Source organism: Bacillus sp. AM 13(2015) (genome assembly GCF_001518755.1).
GTDB classification, from domain to species: Bacteria; Bacillota; Bacilli; order Bacillales; family Bacillaceae; genus Bacillus; species Bacillus safensis.
The window spans coordinates 60,595-77,924 of the sequence record NZ_LKCP01000060.1 but is presented as its reverse complement, the minus strand read 5'-3'; the positions used below and the strand labels follow the sequence as shown (position 1 = coordinate 77,924).

Below are 17,330 nucleotides of genomic sequence, written 5' to 3'. Positions count from 1 at the left end.
ATGCCGCCGTCCTTGCTTACATGGTGGTATCTAAAATGAAGTGTTCCATCCTCATTCACAGTTCCTACAAGTACGCCAGATATAATACTGCCGCCTTGATATGTGCCCGTTAATATATTCCCGTCCTGACGATATTGAAATATGGTTCCTGCTGATACTTCTCCGTTACTCGAATTAGACTGCGGGACAAAGGTTTTTCCGTCATATTGAAACAACCGAATCAACCACCTTTTCTTTCCTATTGTACCATAGGCCTGTCACTCATTCGACAAAAATGATGCAAATTTTAACAAGTGGGATTCAATTTATATTAGTTTAGCCACATTTTAGCTTTTCTATATATTAAATTGCTTTTTTTAGAAAATGTTCTACTTTCTCAAACAATTGCTGGGCACATGGCTCATGGCAAACATGATGTTTACAATCCGGCAAATAAAACATTTCTTTCTGGCGAGACGGGACTTTATGATAAATAAATTCTGCACTTGAAGCAGGCACAATCCCGTCGCTTTCACCTTGAACAATTAACACAGGCAGATGAAGCTTCTCAAGCGAATTCTTCGTTTGCTTTACCAGCTTCATAAATTCTATCGCAGCTGACAGCGGCGTGCTTGTGAGCTTATGGCGATATCGATCATATAAAGGGTTTGTATCAACGATCCCTAACAGGGACTCCTTTACCATCTGCCGTGTGTCTTGCATCATTTGTTTTGGGTTCACATATTTGGCCGCAGCACTTAAAAGGACAAGGCGGGCAACTGGGTACTTCGCCGCTAAGTAAGAAGCAATCATTCCGCCCATAGAAAAGCCGACCAAATACACGGTGTCACAAGTCCGATAAAGAGATAGAAGTTCGAGTTCAGCTGTCGCTATCCATTCTTGATAAAGAATGCCTTTTAACTGAAGCTCATCCCCATGCCCCGGAAGCGTGACAGACTGCACATGCCAATCTGCCGCCTGTTTTAAATATTGTGCCAGCGGTTCTACTTCATAAGGGGCACCAGTAAAACCGTGAATACATAAACAGCCAATCATTCTGTCACCTTCTCACTTTTATAGTGCAGTAATGACTTCTTCCAATCTCATACCGCGTGAGGCTTTGACAAGCACAACATCGTCAGGCCCTGCCACTTCAGCTAGTTTTTTCTTCAGGTCCTCTTTGTCCATAAAGGAGAATACGTGCTCAGCCCCGAATGATTTTTTCGCTCCTTCAGCAATAAATGCACCTAGGCGGCCATACGTCATGACATGATCAATAAATTCTGGCTTGATGTAACGGCCAAGTTCATAATGATACGTTTCTTCTTCGCTGCCCATTTCGAGCATATCTCCAAGTACAAGAATACGGTTGGCAAAGCCGTCCATATCCCCCACAAGATCAATGGCCGCTTTCATTGAAGTCGGACTTGCATTATACGCATCATTGATGACAGTGATTCCCTTGTCTGTTTTAAACAGCTCAAGCCGCATCCCTGTCAACTTCGTTTGCATCAGTCCTTGGGCAATTTGTCTTTCATTCAGCCCAAAATGCTGACCTATTGCAATAGCAGCAAGTGCATTCTTCACATTATGTTTCCCTAATACAGGAATGAGAAAACCCTGGGCATACCCTTCTACTTGAAATTCTGTTCCTTCTGCAAGCTGGTTGATGTGCGTTACCTTGATATCACAGTCCTCTGCTTCTCCAAAGGTTTTTACACGCTGAGAAAGTGAACTTGATCTTTCTCGAAGCAATGGCTCATCACCTAGGTAATAAAAGACGCCGTCTTCTTTTAAGCCTTTTACGATCTCATATTTTGCATCGGCAATGGCTTCTCTTGATCCTAAATCTTGCATATGAGATTCCCCGATATTTGTGATGACTGCTGCATCCGGCTCAGCGAGGTCTGATAAAAATTCGATTTCGCCTTTTGCACTCATACCCATCTCCAAAACCGCAATATCGGTTCCTTCTGGCATTGCAAGAATGGTGAGCGGAAGACCGATATGATTATTAAAGTTACCGTCTGTTTTATGAACTTGATACGCTGTTTGCAAGACGGAATGAATCATGTCTTTTGTTGTGGTTTTCCCATTACTTCCTGTAATACCGACAACACGAGGATTTTCTTCTTTTAAGTATGATTTCGCCAGCTGTTGAAGCGCAGCTAGTGTATCCTCTACAAGAATAACAGGAACGCCTTCTGGCGGATTGGCTTCTTTTTGATTCCATAGAACAGCTGATGCTCCAAGCTCTACTGCTTTTGAAGCAAATGTGTGACCGTTAAAATGTTCTCCAATAAGCGGGATAAACAGTGCGCCGTCTGATACTTTTCGTGTATCTGTTGTCACTCCGTGAATCTGCTCTTCGCCAAAAGCTTGATTAGATAGGGTTCCACCAGCCATTTGGGCGATTTGTTTCACTGTACGTTTGATCATGATTTTTCGCCTCTCTTTCTCATTTCACGTTTGAAGGAAAAGAGACACTACCTAAGGATAGTGTCTGCTTGCTGCTCACATTAAAAAGTTGTTTTAATGGTTTGTTTTTCTTGATGGCGTTCAATTGCAAGTGACACCAGCTTTTCAATCAACTCTGGATACTCTACACCAGTGTGCTTCCAAAGTAATGGGAACATACTAAAAGGTGTGAATCCAGGCATTGTATTCACTTCATTGATCAACACTTCACCTTTTTCTGTAAGGAAGAAGTCTGCACGTACGAGACCAGATCCATCAAGGGCTTTAAATGCCTTAATTGCCATGTCATGAATCGTCTTATATTCATCCTCTGACACACTCGCAGGAATGATCAAATCTGTATCGCCATCTTCATATTTTGCTTTGTAATCATAAAAATCTGTTTTAGGTGCAATCTCACCAACGACAGAGCATTTTGGCTCATCATTGCCTAATACACCAATCTCAATTTCTCTTCCAACAACGCCTTCTTCTACGACCACACGACGATCATATTGGAAAGCGAGGTCGAATGCAGTCTGCAGCTCTTCCTTGCTGCGGCATTTGCTAATTCCAACACTTGATCCCATGTTGGCAGGTTTCACAAAGCATGGATAGCCAAGTACTTGTTCCACCTGTTCTAAGCTTTCTGTTGTCGCTTTCTCAAAGTCTTTTTTATTGAAGGAAAGGTGCTTTGCTTGTGCAAGTCCTGCTTGTGCAAAAACATCTTTCATCATGACTTTATCCATACCCGCAGCAGACGCGAGAACGCCGTTGCCGACATACGGGATATTTAACAGTTCAAGTAATCCTTGCATTGTGCCATCTTCTCCATTTGGTCCGTGCAGCAACGGGAAGACAACATCAATTTTCTCATCAACCGTTGCAGGCTGTGGAAACATGCTTTCATTTAAAGAAGTTGGTAAAAACGTCTTTGCGTTCTGTTCAAATTGAAGCATTTTGACGTTTGATACTGGTTCAGTGAGTTTTTCTCCTCTTAACCATTCACCCTCTTCTGTAATATAAATTGGATGTATATCGAACTTCTCAGTGTTAAGTGCTTTTGTAACTGCAAGGGCTGTTTGCAGTGATACATTATGTTCGGCTGACTTTCCGCCGTAAATCAATCCTAAACTTATTTTCAATGGATACTCCCCCCACTAAAATTCATCTTTACTATCTTATCACTTTCAAGCAAAAATGCTCTAATTAATTTTTGTTGTTACGTAATTGAAATGATTTGTAAAGGTTGTAAGCGCCTCCCGAGCATTTGTATGTCATTCGCCTTTATTTTATATTAAAATGACATTGAAAAGGAGTTGTGACAAATTGAAAAAAATCACAAGTACTGAACAATTCAATGAAATAATTCAATCAGACAAAGAAGTCATCGTTAAATTCTTTGCAACATGGTGTCCTGACTGCACAAGAATGGACATGTTCATTCCAGACATCCTAGAAGCTTATGCTCACCATGAATGGTTTGAAATAAATAAAGATGATTTCCCTGAATTAGCGGAAACGTATCAGGTAATGGGTATTCCAAGCTTGTTAATTTTCAAAAATGGTGAAAAAACAGGGCATTTACACAGTGCAAACGCAAAATCGCCTGAAGAAGTGACAGAGTTTCTTCAAGAGCACGTTTCTTAATTGAAGGACATCAGCAAACTTTTGCTGGTGTCTTTTTTCTTTTTAAATCTCTTCATAAGACGAGCTTCGCAGCCAAAACGTTTCAAATTGATGTTTTCCCTTACGACAAGTCATGACAAAATTATTTCCTGGGAAAGAATGCAGCGTCGATACAGCTTGGAATATGTCGGTTACGTGAATTTTCTGAATTGAATCTTTACTTATGACATTTGTCTTTGTATAATGGAGTTGCTAATTGAAAATGATTATCAATTTCATCTATGTGAAATCCTATAGACGGTCATTCTAATAAAGGAGCGATGAGTCACATGTCTAAGAAGAAGATCAAAACCTATCAGCAATTGATTGAAGAGAACAAAAAGGCGATCATGCGCGATCCTCAAATGATGGAAAGTATATACGAAACCATCGACAAAAAACACCAGAAGCAGCTTGCAGCTGCTGGGCGTGAATCATAACTACAAGAGGAGCAGTCATCACTGGCTGCTCTTTTGTCTGCTTCAATAAAATAAAAAAGCCGATAAAATCTGTTATTCGATTTTATCGGCTTTTGTTTTAATGTGATTTCGCTACACGGTCCTGCTTCATTCCTAAATAAATGAGCATATATGTGAGATAACCCATTGTCATCGTTAAACCACCGAAGAAAAATTGAGAAAAGACTGGTTCCTCAAATGTTGTAACGGCAGCAAGAATGATCCAGCTCGCATATAAATAAACCATGAACCATTTCATGTTTCTTTTAAGTGTATACAGAAAGAAAAGACCGGCTAACGAAAAGATCCCCAGCGCTAGTCTGAAATAAACAAGATGATCAAACTGGAAGGCAAAAGACACAAACGAAAACGACAGCAGCAACAAAATTGGTAAAGCCGTAATGAAATTTTTCACGATAGTGCCACCTCCATGACTCCTTCTTATTATAAGACAAAATCGGCCGGTTATCGTGAAATACAGACTCGTTTTCACAAAGATGTCACGAATTTTTCTTGTTATTTGACACAATTTTTACACATTTACATCACGTTTCCAAAAAAGAATCCAAGCCGATCCAACAAAGAAAACAAAATGCGCCCCCACTATAAATAGAGAAAACAAAAGGCTCATCCCATGAAAAGGCGGCGGTCCTTGAAAGCTGTACTGAGTAAAGTCCGTATTCGCAAAAAGAAGGATTTTCCCCCACTGATTTTCTAAGAGCGACATGATCGGTACAAGTGATTTCGCCGCATATAAAACAAAAAACGAGGTCACAAGTGCAACAAGACTGTTTCTAAACAAACTGGAACACATAAAAGCAAAGCTTGCCATCATGACCACTTCCACCCACTGAGATCCAATGACGGCAAACGTATGCTGAAATAATTGCCCCGTTCTTTCATCAAAATCAGTACCGAAGAAAATAAGACCAAATAGAAAAGCTAACACATAATAAAAAACAAACAAATAAATGACTGTCAGCAGAAGTGTGATGTATTTTGACAGAAAAATGTGCAGTCTTGTTTTTGGCCTGATCAATAAAAACTTGATCGTCCTTTTCTGAAACTCTGTTGAGATCAAGGTCGCGCCAATAACGACAGCAAGCACCTGTAAAATAAACACGACATTCGTGGAATAAGCAAAATAGTTTGCGACTGTGTCTTGTCCACCAAAGCTTGATATGACTCGTTTCAAGGTGAGAGCCATTGCTAGTTGAAATACAACGATCAACCCAAGAGCAATGAATGTGATTTTTTTCCTCATAATTTTCTTATGCTCATTTTTGATGAGGTTCAGCATCTGTCTTCCCGCCTTCCGTCCATTTCATAAACGCCTCTTCAATTGATTGCTTTTGAGGCGTCATTTCAAATACATCAAACCCCGCCAGCACAAGCTGTTTGTTTAGCTCTGGCACACGTTCTTTGTTCAGTTGAAGCAGTACACGCGCTCCGTCTCGTTCATATGTATACTCCTGTGCGTCAAGCCATGAAACCGCCTTTTCTATTGGCTGAATATTCATCAGCACCTGCTCTTTCCCTTCCATATCACGGAGATGAGTGCTAGCTTTGATCTGTCCCTTTTGAATGATGATCATGCGGTCACATAGCTCCTCTACCTCATGCAATAAATGCGTCGCAAATAACACCGAGGTTCCTTCTTCCTTTACGAGCATTTGCAAGTGCTCCCGGAATTCCTTCATTCCTGCAGGGTCTAGTCCATTTGTCGGTTCGTCTAAAATGAGCAGGTTTGGCCGATGCAAAATAGCTTGTGCAATCCCAAGCCTTTGTTTCATCCCTAGCGAATACGTCTTGACCTTCTGATGAATGGCATCCTCCAGGCGAACTCTTTCCACTACTTCCTGAATGCGTTCCTCCGTCACCCCGTCGTGCATCGCTGCATACATTTCAAGGTTTTCAAAGCCTGTTAAATACGAATAAAATTCTGGGTTTTCTATGATCGCACCAACAGATGACATCGCCTGGAGAAAGTCCTCATCTTGTGAATATCCATTGATCATGATGCGGCCATTGTTTTTTTTCATCAAACCAACGATCAATCGAATCAAGGTTGTTTTTCCAGACCCGTTGGGGCCAAGTAATCCGACAATTTCTCCCCGCCCAATGTCTATAGAAATATCCTGCAAGATCATTTTCCGGCCAATTTGTTTATCGACTTTCTCTACTTTTAAAACAGCAGACTGCAAAGTGGTTCCTCCTTCTGATGTAAAGCCTATGGCGGCAGTTACGACCGCTCATCCTGTAAAAAGTATATCACGCGAGACAAATCAATCCATGAAAAAAAGGACTGATCCAGTCAGCCCTTCTTGCTTATTACAGTGATAAGTTAGGTGTCGGCGCTTCTTTTTCATGCTTCTTTTCGGTTTCAGAAACAATCACCGCACATGCTGCGTCACCTGTAATATTCACTACGGTCCTTGCCATATCTAATAAGCGGTCTATGCCAAGGATCAGCGCTATTCCTTCAACAGGAAGATTCACGGAATTTAAAACCATGGCTAGCATGATGAGCCCTACCCCTGGCACGCCCGCTGTACCGATACTTGCTAATACAGCCGTTAACACAACCGTCAGCATTTGAACAAACGTCAGTTCAACCCCATATACTTGAGCGATAAAAATGGTCGCAACACCTTGCATAATGGCCGTGCCATCCATATTGATGGTTGCACCCAGCGGCTGCACAAAGCTTGAAATCGGCTCTGGTACCTTTAAACGCTTTTGCGCTGTTTCCATTGATACCGGCAGCACTGCGTTACTGCTTGATGTACTAAATGCAACAACCATCGCCGGAGAAAATCCTTTAAAGAATTCCATCGGATTTCGTTTAGCTAAGATCGCAACGGTTGATCCATATGTCAGGAAAAAATGCAGGATGAGCGCAATTAACACGACCGAGAAGTAAAGTCCCATCGCTTTCATGGCATCCAGCCCCTGACTGCCGATTGCGGTTGCAATCAAACCGAATGTCCCGTACGGTGCAAATTTCATCACAACACCGACAAGATACATCATTAATTCATTTCCTTGTTCAAACAGCTTTAGCAAGCCTTCTGTTTTTTTACCGAGCATGGCGATGCCAAGACCTAAAAATACACAGAAGACGATAATTTGAAGCATATCTCCTTCAACTAACGATTGGACTGGATTGGTTGGAATAATGTTGAGTAGTGTTTCTGCCATTGATGGGGCTTCCTCTGCGGAATAATCAGCTGCTTTTGTATCAAAATTGCCGAAAGCCCCCGGCTTGATTAATACAGCTAATGAAATGCCAATGATGATGGCAAAAGTCGTAGTGAGCAGGAAGTAAGTAATGGTTTTTGCGCCGATTCTGCCTAGCTTTTTCGGATCGCCAAGGCCTGCTACGCCGAGCGTGATCGAAAAGAATACAATGGGCACAACGAGCATTTTAATCAGGTTTAAGAAGATTTGACCTAGAGGTGTAAATAAATAAGGATTTAACACTTTGAATACATTTGGAGCAAAAAGGTTAAGCAGCAATCCTGTGATGGCACCTACAAACAAGGCAATAATAATTTTCGTCGCCAGCTTCAATAAAATCTCCCCTTCCTCGTCAAAAAGCCCACGAGAGAGTCTTCTCGTGGGCCTGCGTGTCCATACGTGTACCACTGTCTACTCTCTTCACGCTGATGAGGTTAGCTGACGGGTTAGGACGAAGAGATGTCCTTTTTTCTCAGATAAGAAAAATTCACCCCAAAAACTTGGGTCCCCCATTCCTTTAGAAGGATTAAGCGTGTGGTAATATGATATTTTCATACCATTTATACCTTATTTTCGGAAAATTGTAAACAGGTTCATATGAACTTTTTAATTACTTTCTTCCCTATTTGTAACTTCAAGAATATCTAAAATAAACACAAAGATTGGGATACCGATAATAAGTCCCCAAATGCCAATATAGTGTTCAGAGAAGATCAGCACAATAAACGTGAAGAAAATAGGGAGTTCTGTTTTAGCTGACATGAGCTTCGGATTTAAGAAATAAGCTTCAATGGCATGGATAATCACGATCACCAGCACAATATAGAGGACATACATTCCGCCTCCAAGTGTATACGCAATGATGCTGAGTGGAATAAGAGAGATAACCACACCCGCTACTGGGATTAAGCCTAGCAAAAAGACCATGACCGCTAAGCCAAATAACTGCGGGAAACCCATAATGCCTAGCGCAATTGTCGTTAGCACACAATTAACGGTTGCAATAATAAACTGTGCTTCGAGTACTTTTCCAAACGTTCGGGAAAATTTACGTCCAAAGAAGGCAATTTCATGATAGAACACGGAGATTTTACTCGTTTTGAACTTGTTCATAAATTGAATGAGGCGTTCCTTTTCGAACAGGAAGAACATGCTTAATATTAAGGACATAATGACCTGGATACTGAACGTGCTGAAATCAGTTAAGTATGTATAGAGGAAATTAAACCCTTTCTCAAAGAAAGCTGATATTTTGAAATCACCAAATACGTTCGTGATGACGTCAAAGAAGGGTAAATCTTGTGGATGATCTGCGATTTTCTTTCCTAAATGGAATAGCTGCTCCACCTGTTTGGCGATGATTGGTACAAAAACGAAACCGCCAAATGTCAAACCACCAGCCAGAAGAATATACAAAATAGTAATGACCGATTTCTGTCCTATTTTCAGGAAGCGATTTAAAAAGCCTCTAATGACCTCTTCTAACCGATTCATCAAAAAGGTGAAAATGAAGGTCAGAAGAATTAAATTCATCATTCCTCTTAATAGATATAATGCTGTGGCTAATACTACAAATACTAAAAACCGCTTAACACCGGGTTTTTCGAACAATTTTAAAAATGCCGCCATTACGTTACACACCTGCCAGGACTAAAGTCTATTTTTCATCGTATCTGATATACATTATATCGGATCTTTCTGTAAATTATATAATAAAAGGTCAACGAGGTCTTACGATTCGTAGTCATTTTATTGATTTTATTTTTTACACAAGAAAAAACCGAACCTATGTAGAACATAAGGTTTCGGTTTTTGGTTGTTTTTATACTAAACAGCCTGCTTCATATTCCGCATTTCCTGAAGTGCTGTTTTGCTCTTCGATTCGTCAAATTCACCTTCACTCTTCGCGACAACAATTGTTGCGATTCCATTACCAATGAGGTTTGTGATGGCTCTTCCTTCGCTCATGAAGCGGTCAACACCAAGCAGCAGTGCAAGCCCCTCTAACGGAATAACCTGTAATGCTGCAAGTGTAGAGGCAAGCACGATAAATCCGCTTCCTGTCACCCCAGCAGCTCCCTTTGATGTCAGCATCAGAACAAGGATAATCGTAATTTGCTGACCGATTGACAGGTCTACACCAAACACTTGCGCCAAGAAGACGACGGCCATCGATAAATAGATTGAAGTTCCGTCTAGATTAAAGGAATAACCTGTTGGAATAACAAGACCAACAACAGACTTAGAGCAACCGTAGCGTTCCATTTTATCCATCATTCTTGGCAGCACAGATTCTGAAGAGCTTGTGCCAAGAACAATCAAAATTTCATCCTTGATGAATCGCAGATAACTGAACAAGCTGAAGCCATACATTTTACAAATGATGTTCAGCACAACAAAGATGAATATGAACATCGTCATATAAACGGAGAGCATCAGACTCGCGAGCGGTTTAATCGATGCCAGCCCAAAGTGTCCGATCGTATAGGCCATTGCCCCAAATGCACCAAGCGGCGCAGCACGCATGATATATCCAATGATTTTAAAGAAAACGAGTGACAGCTTATCAAGCCATTCGATGATGCCTTTCCCCTTCTCGCCAAGTGCAGCGAGCGCAACACCGAATAAAATAGAGAAGAATAAGACCTGTAAAATATCACCCTTTGCGAAAGCATCAACCATGTTAGATGGCACGATGTGTGTGACAAATTCCATCCAGTCGATGCCCTGTCCGCCATTTTGGGTATATTGTGAGACATCCCCTTTTTCAAGCTTGCTATAGTCAAGACCTGCACCTGGCTTCATGATATTCACAACAAAAAGACCGATGACCAGAGCAAGTGTCGTGACGACTTCAAAATAAATAAATGCTTTTCCCCCAACTTTTCCAACCTTTTTCATATCCCCCATCTTGGCAATACCAAGAACAATGGTTAAGAAAATAATTGGTGCAATGACCATTTTAACGGCATTGATAAAGGTATCACCAAGCGGCTTCATTTCTTTTCCGACGTTTGGCCACACCATCCCGACAATGATCCCGATGATGACAGCTGCAATCACCTGAAATGTCAGGTTTTTCAAAAGCCTTTTCATAAAAAATCAACTCCCTCACCCTTTGATGTAAACGCTTAACTATTATCTGTAGGTAAATGATAGCGATTTCATCAAAGGCTGTGAAGCTTATGGACATATCGTACATTTTGGTCTTTTTGGTCTCTTAGTCAGAATGTACGATATATTTATTCACGGGTCGTCCTACCCCGCCATATTGCATATCTAATTTCAGCTCGCCTTCTTTTACGAGGAAGTCTAAATACCGGCGTGCCGTGACACGGGCAATGCCAAGTGCATTGGCAACTTCCTCTGCAGACTGTGCGCCTTCCTGCAAGCCCATATACGCTTTAATTTCGTTCATCGTATGCACATTCAGCCCTTTAGGAAGCCAAGTATCTTCCTGCTTAACAGCAGGCTTTCGTATGATATCATCGAGCATCTCCTGAGAAAATTCCGCGGCGGTTCGAATTTTTGATTTAAACGCCTTATAGCTTTCAAGAGATTCTTTCATTCGTTCAAATTTGAAAGGTTTAATAATATAATCCCGCGCACCATTTTGAAGCATGATGCCGATGGTCTCTTTGTCCTTCGCTGCTGAAATCACAATCACATCCACCTGCATCTTCTGTTTTCTGATGTCTTGCAGCGTTTTGACGCCATCCTTTTTTGGCATATAGACATCAAGTACCACGAGATCTGGACGAATCTCTTTAATCAGCTGGATGCCCTGCTCCCCATTTCCAGCGACAGCTGCTACTTGAAAGCCAGGAACACTCATAATGAATTCTTTATTCACTTCTTGCACCATCGGGTCATCTTCAATTAACAGCACCTTAATCTGAGTCATCTGTCTCTCTCCTCTATGGTCATTGGGAATTCGATTGAGAAGGTGGTACCAATGCCGATGCTTGATGTGACTTCTACATTTCCCATCCCTTTGTCGATAATCGTTTTTACAATATACAGGCCATAGCCTGTTCCGCCCTCTTTGCCGTGTGTGAAGCCTTTATCGAAAAGATAAGGAATTAATTCCTCTTCGATTCCGGAGCCATTGTCTTCAATTAAAATCGCGAGGACATCCTCCGTTTGATCGATGCTAATGGAAATGACTTTTGTGTCTCTTTCTACAGTATCATACGAAGCAAAGGCGTTCTCAATGAGATTTCCGAGCAGCTTTGTCATATCATGCTGATCAAGCCGCTCAGGGAAATGACGGAGACTGCTATGTTCATCTACTTCGACCTTGATGCCAAGCTCCTTGCCCCGTCTGATTTTGCTCATCAATAATCCTGCGACCGCATCATGCTGAATGACGCGATGAAGAAAGTCCGTCACATGTTCCTGCTCCTCTGTCGTTTGAAAGGCTAGATCGAGCGCCTGATCGGCTTTACCAAGCTGAATCAGCCCGGCAATCGTATGAAGCTTATTCATATGCTCATGGTTTTGCACCCGCAAACCGTCCACAAAGTTTTTAACCCCTGTGAGCTCTTCTGCCAATTTTGCCGCTTCCGTCCGGTCCTGAAAAATGGCGACCGCTCCGATGATCTTCTTTTTCATCACAATCGGAATCCGGCTGCTCATGATCCTCTTTCCGCTCATATGAATTTCTTCATTGTAGACGGGTTCTGCGCGATCGATGATCTCAGGAAGTCGTGTATCAGAGAGCACACCCCAAATATTCTGGCCCACGACATCACCTGTCACGCCAAAAATCTGCTTCGCCTTCTCATTAAAAATGGTGATCATGTGCTGATTATCAATGGCGATGACCCCTTCATTAATAGAGTGAAAGGTTGCAGTGCGTTCCTCCAGCATTCTAACAATCTCATGCGGCTCCAGCTTAAACATTTGCTGTTTAATATGGCGGGCGAGCAAAAATGAACCTACAAGCCCAAAGCTGAGCGTCAGCAGGAGAATCATGAGGATATCCCGCTTCATTTCTCCTAATATATCTGCCATACTTGGCAAGGTTCTTCCTACAAGCACAACCCCTGTTTGATTAAATTGATCATCCTTCACTGGATAAAAAGCTCTGATGGCTGTTCCAAGCTCTCCCTCTGCTTCTGAGAAATAAATATGCTCTGCAAAAGCCGGCTCTTCATCTGTTCCTTCTGAGCGCTGGCCAATCCTTGTTTTTACTGGATGCGTTAATCTCACATGATCCATATCCATCACGACAATGTAGTCAGCGTCTTGAATAATCCGAATTTCTTCGATTGCATGCTGTAATCGATCACGTTCCTTTGTCTGATCAGCTAACGCCTGCTTCACCTCATTCATCTCAGCCACAGTTCTCGCCGTGTTCATGAGTCTCTTTCGAAGCTCCCGTTCCTCTGTTTGCTGAATTCCCCCAACAAGGACAATCCCTCCGATTAAAAGGGCGAAAATGACAACGAAATATGTGAGGATGGTAAGCTTCCATCTAATAGATAATTGTTGTAATTTCAATCGATTTCTCATCATTTTTTCACCTGTATCTTTACGAATTATTCCTCTGTCAAGTATGCTTGACATAAGGGGGATCTGACGCATGAAGAATTTACTCGCTTATACGCTATTACTCATGATCGGTTTTGTAACCGCTTTATACTTTGGCTTTTATCATATGATGCCAAAATCAGCGACAACCTTTGATGATGAACAAACCGGACTGAAGGACCAGCTTGTGTTCAAATTCAGTCATGTCGTGGCAGACAATACACCTAAAGGACTTGCTGCAAAGAAATTTGCTGAGCTTGTGCACGAAAAATCGGATGGAAAGATCAGCATTCAAATTTTCTCCAACGGAAGCCTTTATTCTGATATTGAAGAAATTAATGCACTCAAAGAGAATCAAGTTCAATTTATCGCTCCGTCTACCTCGAAGCTCGGCATGCTGTCTCCTGAGTGGCTGGCACTTGATCTTCCCTTTGCTTTTTCAAATTACAACGCGGTTCAAGAAGGCCTGCACGGTGCAATTGGACAAAGGTTGTTTGGCACGCTGCAAAAAGATGGATTAAAGGGAATGGCTTATTGGACAAATGGCTTTAAGCAAATCACCTCAAATAAAGGGCCCATCAAACAGCCGGCTGATTTAAAAAACCAGTCTCTCCGCATTATGCAAAGCGACATGATTGAAAAACAATTTAAACTTCTTGGTGCAAAGCCCTATCAGGAATCATTTAATTCAACGTTTCAGCTATTAGAAACCAAAAAAGTAGACGGTGAAGAAAATACCATTTCAAATATTTATTCAAAAAAATTCTATCATATACAAGACTATATGACGATCAGCAATCACGGGTATTTAGGCTATGTGGTCTTAACAGATCAATCCTTCTTTGACCGCCAGACACCCGAAACGAAACGAATTTTACTCGAAGCCATGGAAGAAACAACAGCTTGGAATGAAAAGCATGCAGAACAGATGAACAAAGATCAGCTGGAGGACATTAAACGTGAATCGCCGATTGCCATTCATGAATTGACGCCAGCTGAAAGACAAAAATGGATGAAAGCCCTTGATCCTTTGTATGACGAAGCCGAAAAAACGATTGGCTCCACCCTCATCAAACAGATCCGCGAACTTCGTGCACGTTATGAACACTCACCTATTCATGCTTATCAGGAAGAGGATGAGAGCAAATAAAAAAATCCCTTTGATAAGGGATTTTTTTATGCACCGGACTCACTCTGTTCTTGCTCGGTGAGCTCTTCTAATCTTGTTAAAATTCTTCGCTTTCGGTATTGCATCATGCCTGTTTCGGCAATTCCTTTTAATTGTGAGCGGTTCGAAACGGCACCAAACAAAATCCCAGCGATGGGCACAAGCTGAAACAGTTTCTTCCAGCCAAACGAATCTCGGTAATTATAGACAACCTCACGCCACCCTTGGATTTGGGAAATCATGTTTTCATGCTTCCCTTCAGATGCATGATAGCTTTTCAGCTCTTTTAGAATCGATTTCTTTCCAACGACATCCGCAGAGTTCAACTGCAAGCATTTAATGATGAAGACCCGCTCCTCTTTGTTTTTAGGATCATAGCCATAGGTGACCGCAATATCCTGTAATGTTTTCAGAGAGAGACCGAGTACCGCAGGAATATCAGCGGCTAGTGTAAACATTCCGCCAACACCAGTTGTCGCTCCTTGTACTGTCGCGAGATTTGTTCTGTTTTTCCCCATATGCTCACTAATGGCATCCATCATTTCGATTGGGGCCTTTCCAATATCCTCTATGCGCTGAATGGATTCATCGGCACACTTCTTTTGAAATTGATGAATGATGCCTTTTTCCGATGTCAAATAGGCACCGCCGGATTGAATGTAATGGCCCATTTCGTCTAGCAGTACACCGATTTTTTTCTGAATAAAAGCAGGCGTCAGCTTGTCCAGCATTTGAAATGGAAGACGGCTGAGTTTCTCCCAAAACCATACCTTTTGCTGGTCTTTCTCCCACTTTTCAATCTCCTTTAATTGTGCTTTTAGCCATTCTCTTTCCTCCATGTCATATGCCTCCTTAGATGCCGCTGAAGTATTTGTCTGTTATTATACACAATCCTTGTCCATCATACGTATAGAACATTGAAGCGGTTCCGAAAGGTTTTAATCTTTTTCAAAACGGTTATTGCTTAATAAACAAACAAAAGAGGAGTGATCAACATGTTAGGATTTCTAATTTCATTGGTTGTGGCGATTGTCATCGGTCTCATTGGGAGTGCACTCGCTGGAGGCAGTGTACCAGGAGGATGGATCGGTTCAATGATTGCCGGACTTGTAGGCGCTTGGATTGGTCATGGATTACTTGGAACGTGGGGTCCTAGTCTGGCAGGCTTTGCGATCATTCCAGCGATATTAGGAGCAGCAATCTTTGTCATTATTTTAAGCCTGATCTTTCGCAGCGTAGGATCAAGGGTATCTTAAAAAAACGAATAACAGAGGAAGCAGTAGGGACACCGTCTAAGGGGCGGTGTTTTTTATGTTGCGCGTTGACAAGGTATCTATTTTTTTCACTTACATATGATAAACAAACCTATTAGTTCAGATAGTTGACTTTTCATGAAGATGGGCATATGATGATTAAAAATTGCATGAAGGAAACTTTTTGTGCCCAAGCAAAACTTTGTAGAATCTAGGTGATGACATATGACAAACAAATACATCGAGGCACAAGCACACATGTCAGCGGCAGCTGAGCGTGCACTTGAAGGAAAGGTCAAAGGATTTAGAAGGCTTCTTCCTTTTCTAGGTCCTGCTTTTATCGCTGCCATTGCATATATTGATCCTGGGAATTTTGCCACCAACATTGCCGCTGGCTCCAAATATGGATACCTCCTCTTATGGGTCATTCTCATATCAAATCTTATGGCTTTGCTCATCCAATCCTTGTCCGCAAAGCTTGGAATAGCGACAGGTAAAAACTTACCTGAAATCGCACGTGAAGAGTTTCCAAAACCTGTATCCATCGGTTTATGGATTCAGGGCGAACTCGTCATTATTGCCACAGATTTAGCTGAGTTTATTGGAGCGGCACTTGGTTTATACTTGCTCTTTCGGATTCCTTTGCTTGAAGCATCTATTATTGCAGCCATTGGATCATTTGCGATTTTAGAATTGCAAAGACGGGGATATCGCGCATTAGAAGCTGGCATTACAGGCATGCTCTTCGTTGTCGTGATCGCTTTCGCTGTGCAAACCTTTGTCGCCAAGCCAGATATGGCAAGTGTCGCAGGCGGGCTTTTCATTCCAAAATTTGATGGCACAGATAGTGTACTGCTTGCAGCTGGAATTTTAGGTGCTACTGTGATGCCGCACGCGATCTATTTACATTCAGCATTAACCCAAAGAAGAGTCGTCGGCAGAACAGAAAAGGAAAAAAAACAGATTTTTCGCTTTGAGTTTTTCGATATCCTCATTGCGATGTTAGTTGCTGGAGCCATCAATGCCAGTATGTTGATTGTGGCAGCTGCTCTATTTTATAAAAATGGTCTCTTTGTTGAAGATCTGGATGTTGCGTTCCAGCATTTTAGCACACTTGCAGGTCCTGTATCAGCTATCTTATTTGGTGTAGGCCTGCTTGTAGCCGGACTATCCAGCTCTTCTGTCGGTACATTGTCAGGCGATATCATTATGCAGGGTTTTATTCAATACCGCATTCCACTGTATGTCCGCCGGCTGATTACCATGATTCCTCCTATTGTGATCATTGCATCTGGGGTGAATCCGACATCCGCTCTTGTGATGAGCCAGGTGGTCTTATCATTTGGTATTGCCTTTGCTTTAATTCCGCTCATTTTATTTACAAGTAAAAAACGGATTATGGGCGAATTGACGAATGCCCGCTGGGTGACAGGAATATCTTGGGTGATAGCAGCTCTTGTTGTCGCACTCAATCTCTTTTTAATTGTAGATACGTTTATGTAAAAGACAGTCGTGATGCTGTCTTTTTCTTTTCATATGGTTATGGTAAAATTCCCCTGAGAGGATGTGGGC

Annotated in this window: 17 protein-coding genes, 1 pseudogene and 1 riboswitch; of the genes and pseudogenes, 5 read left to right on the top strand and 13 right to left on the bottom strand. The window is 41.8% G+C overall.

What is annotated here, in order from left to right; translation table 11 throughout:
- From AOQ70_RS10080 to AOQ70_RS10065, 4 genes and pseudogenes are all read right to left on the bottom strand, one after another.
- Positions 1-215, bottom strand: a pseudogene (locus tag AOQ70_RS10080) (n-acetylglutamate synthase); the annotation flags it as partial.
- A 127-nt stretch (positions 216-342) separates the two neighbouring features.
- Entirely contained in the window at positions 343-1,035 is a 693-nt protein-coding gene (locus AOQ70_RS10075; protein WP_059376065.1) for an alpha/beta hydrolase, read from the bottom strand.
- A gap of 18 nt (positions 1,036-1,053) precedes the next feature.
- Positions 1,054-2,418 carry a UDP-N-acetylmuramoyl-tripeptide--D-alanyl-D-alanine ligase gene (locus tag AOQ70_RS10070; RefSeq protein WP_039176700.1) on the bottom strand — a complete coding sequence of 455 codons (1,365 nt, stop codon included), beginning with the start codon at positions 2,416-2,418 and terminating at the stop codon, positions 1,054-1,056.
- Positions 2,419-2,498: 80 nt separating this feature from the next.
- Positions 2,499-3,581, bottom strand: coding sequence for a D-alanine--D-alanine ligase (locus AOQ70_RS10065; protein ID WP_039176698.1), 1,083 nt, complete (start codon positions 3,579-3,581; stop codon positions 2,499-2,501).
- A gap of 184 nt (positions 3,582-3,765) precedes the next feature.
- Between AOQ70_RS10065 and AOQ70_RS10060 the strand changes: the two genes are divergently transcribed.
- Positions 3,766-4,086 (top strand): thioredoxin family protein, encoded by a 321-nt coding sequence (locus AOQ70_RS10060; RefSeq protein ID WP_012008983.1) that lies wholly within the window; start codon positions 3,766-3,768, stop codon positions 4,084-4,086.
- A 308-nt stretch (positions 4,087-4,394) separates the two neighbouring features.
- A complete protein-coding gene (gene fbpB / locus AOQ70_RS19285) occupies positions 4,395-4,544 on the top strand; it encodes a Fur-regulated basic protein FbpB (RefSeq protein WP_065215285.1) in 150 nt (49 codons plus the stop codon).
- A 97-nt stretch (positions 4,545-4,641) separates the two neighbouring features.
- On the opposite strand, the gene AOQ70_RS10055 is transcribed toward fbpB, so the two are convergent.
- The 8 genes from AOQ70_RS10055 to AOQ70_RS10020 all read right to left on the bottom strand — a co-directional run bounded on the left by AOQ70_RS10055 (position 4,642) and on the right by AOQ70_RS10020 (position 13,322).
- Entirely contained in the window at positions 4,642-4,977 is a 336-nt protein-coding gene (locus AOQ70_RS10055) for a hypothetical protein (RefSeq protein WP_008359528.1), read from the bottom strand.
- A 117-nt stretch (positions 4,978-5,094) separates the two neighbouring features.
- Entirely contained in the window at positions 5,095-5,862 is a 768-nt protein-coding gene (locus AOQ70_RS10050) for an ABC transporter permease (RefSeq protein ID WP_039176696.1), read from the bottom strand.
- Entirely contained in the window at positions 5,840-6,766 is a 927-nt protein-coding gene (locus AOQ70_RS10045) for an ABC transporter ATP-binding protein (RefSeq protein ID WP_059376062.1), read from the bottom strand. The genes AOQ70_RS10050 and AOQ70_RS10045 overlap by 23 nt, the downstream gene beginning before the upstream one ends.
- Before the next feature lie 127 nt (positions 6,767-6,893).
- A complete protein-coding gene (locus AOQ70_RS10040; RefSeq protein ID WP_047201995.1) occupies positions 6,894-8,135 on the bottom strand; it encodes a dicarboxylate/amino acid:cation symporter in 1,242 nt (413 codons plus the stop codon).
- 76 nt (positions 8,136-8,211) lie between these two features.
- Positions 8,212-8,345: riboswitch (cyclic di-AMP (ydaO/yuaA leader) on the bottom strand.
- Positions 8,346-8,408: 63 nt separating this feature from the next.
- Entirely contained in the window at positions 8,409-9,431 is a 1,023-nt protein-coding gene (locus tag AOQ70_RS10035; RefSeq protein WP_039176691.1) for an AI-2E family transporter, read from the bottom strand.
- Positions 9,432-9,629: 198 nt separating this feature from the next.
- The gene (dctP, locus tag AOQ70_RS10030) at positions 9,630-10,898 is read right to left on the bottom strand and encodes a C4-dicarboxylate transporter DctP (protein WP_059376060.1); all 1,269 of its coding nucleotides are present in this window, start codon (positions 10,896-10,898) and stop codon (positions 9,630-9,632) included.
- 124 nt (positions 10,899-11,022) lie between these two features.
- Positions 11,023-11,706: a response regulator gene (locus tag AOQ70_RS10025; protein WP_008361849.1), complete on the bottom strand. Its 684-nt coding sequence runs from the start codon at positions 11,704-11,706 to the stop codon at positions 11,023-11,025.
- A complete protein-coding gene (locus tag AOQ70_RS10020) occupies positions 11,703-13,322 on the bottom strand; it encodes an ATP-binding protein (RefSeq protein ID WP_039182991.1) in 1,620 nt (539 codons plus the stop codon). The genes AOQ70_RS10025 and AOQ70_RS10020 overlap by 4 nt, the downstream gene beginning before the upstream one ends.
- A gap of 67 nt (positions 13,323-13,389) precedes the next feature.
- On the opposite strand from AOQ70_RS10020, the gene AOQ70_RS10015 reads away from it, so the two are divergent.
- The gene (locus AOQ70_RS10015; protein ID WP_059376058.1) at positions 13,390-14,487 is read left to right on the top strand and encodes a TRAP transporter substrate-binding protein; all 1,098 of its coding nucleotides are present in this window, start codon (positions 13,390-13,392) and stop codon (positions 14,485-14,487) included.
- A gap of 26 nt (positions 14,488-14,513) precedes the next feature.
- Here AOQ70_RS10015 and AOQ70_RS10010 read toward each other — a convergent pair whose 3' ends face one another.
- Positions 14,514-15,344, bottom strand: coding sequence for an EcsC family protein (locus AOQ70_RS10010; RefSeq protein WP_041089179.1), 831 nt, complete (start codon positions 15,342-15,344; stop codon positions 14,514-14,516).
- Positions 15,345-15,500: 156 nt separating this feature from the next.
- Between AOQ70_RS10010 and AOQ70_RS10005 the strand changes: the two genes are divergently transcribed.
- Positions 15,501-15,761, top strand: a complete 261-nt coding sequence (locus AOQ70_RS10005; protein ID WP_039176683.1) for a GlsB/YeaQ/YmgE family stress response membrane protein — start codon at positions 15,501-15,503, stop codon at positions 15,759-15,761.
- 222 nt (positions 15,762-15,983) lie between these two features.
- A complete protein-coding gene (locus AOQ70_RS10000; RefSeq protein ID WP_039176681.1) occupies positions 15,984-17,261 on the top strand; it encodes an Nramp family divalent metal transporter in 1,278 nt (425 codons plus the stop codon).
- The last annotated feature ends 69 nt before the right edge of the window (positions 17,262-17,330 follow it).

Coding starts and splice junctions, on each gene's coding strand:
- AOQ70_RS10075 (WP_059376065.1), bottom strand. CDS start 1,035: ATGATTGGCTGTTTATGTATTCACGGTTTTACTGGTGCCCCTTATGAA.
- AOQ70_RS10070 (WP_039176700.1), bottom strand. CDS start 2,418: ATGATCAAACGTACAGTGAAACAAATCGCCCAAATGGCTGGTGGAACC.
- fbpB (WP_065215285.1), top strand. CDS start 4,395: ATGTCTAAGAAGAAGATCAAAACCTATCAGCAATTGATTGAAGAGAAC.
- AOQ70_RS10050 (WP_039176696.1), bottom strand. CDS start 5,862: ATGCTGAACCTCATCAAAAATGAGCATAAGAAAATTATGAGGAAAAAA.
- AOQ70_RS10035 (WP_039176691.1), bottom strand. CDS start 9,431: ATGGCGGCATTTTTAAAATTGTTCGAAAAACCCGGTGTTAAGCGGTTT.
- dctP (WP_059376060.1), bottom strand. CDS start 10,898: ATGAAAAGGCTTTTGAAAAACCTGACATTTCAGGTGATTGCAGCTGTC.
- AOQ70_RS10025 (WP_008361849.1), bottom strand. CDS start 11,706: ATGACTCAGATTAAGGTGCTGTTAATTGAAGATGACCCGATGGTGCAA.
- AOQ70_RS10020 (WP_039182991.1), bottom strand. CDS start 13,322: ATGATGAGAAATCGATTGAAATTACAACAATTATCTATTAGATGGAAG.
- AOQ70_RS10015 (WP_059376058.1), top strand. CDS start 13,390: ATGAAGAATTTACTCGCTTATACGCTATTACTCATGATCGGTTTTGTA.
- AOQ70_RS10010 (WP_041089179.1), bottom strand. CDS start 15,344: ATGGAGGAAAGAGAATGGCTAAAAGCACAATTAAAGGAGATTGAAAAG.
- AOQ70_RS10005 (WP_039176683.1), top strand. CDS start 15,501: ATGTTAGGATTTCTAATTTCATTGGTTGTGGCGATTGTCATCGGTCTC.
- AOQ70_RS10000 (WP_039176681.1), top strand. CDS start 15,984: ATGACAAACAAATACATCGAGGCACAAGCACACATGTCAGCGGCAGCT.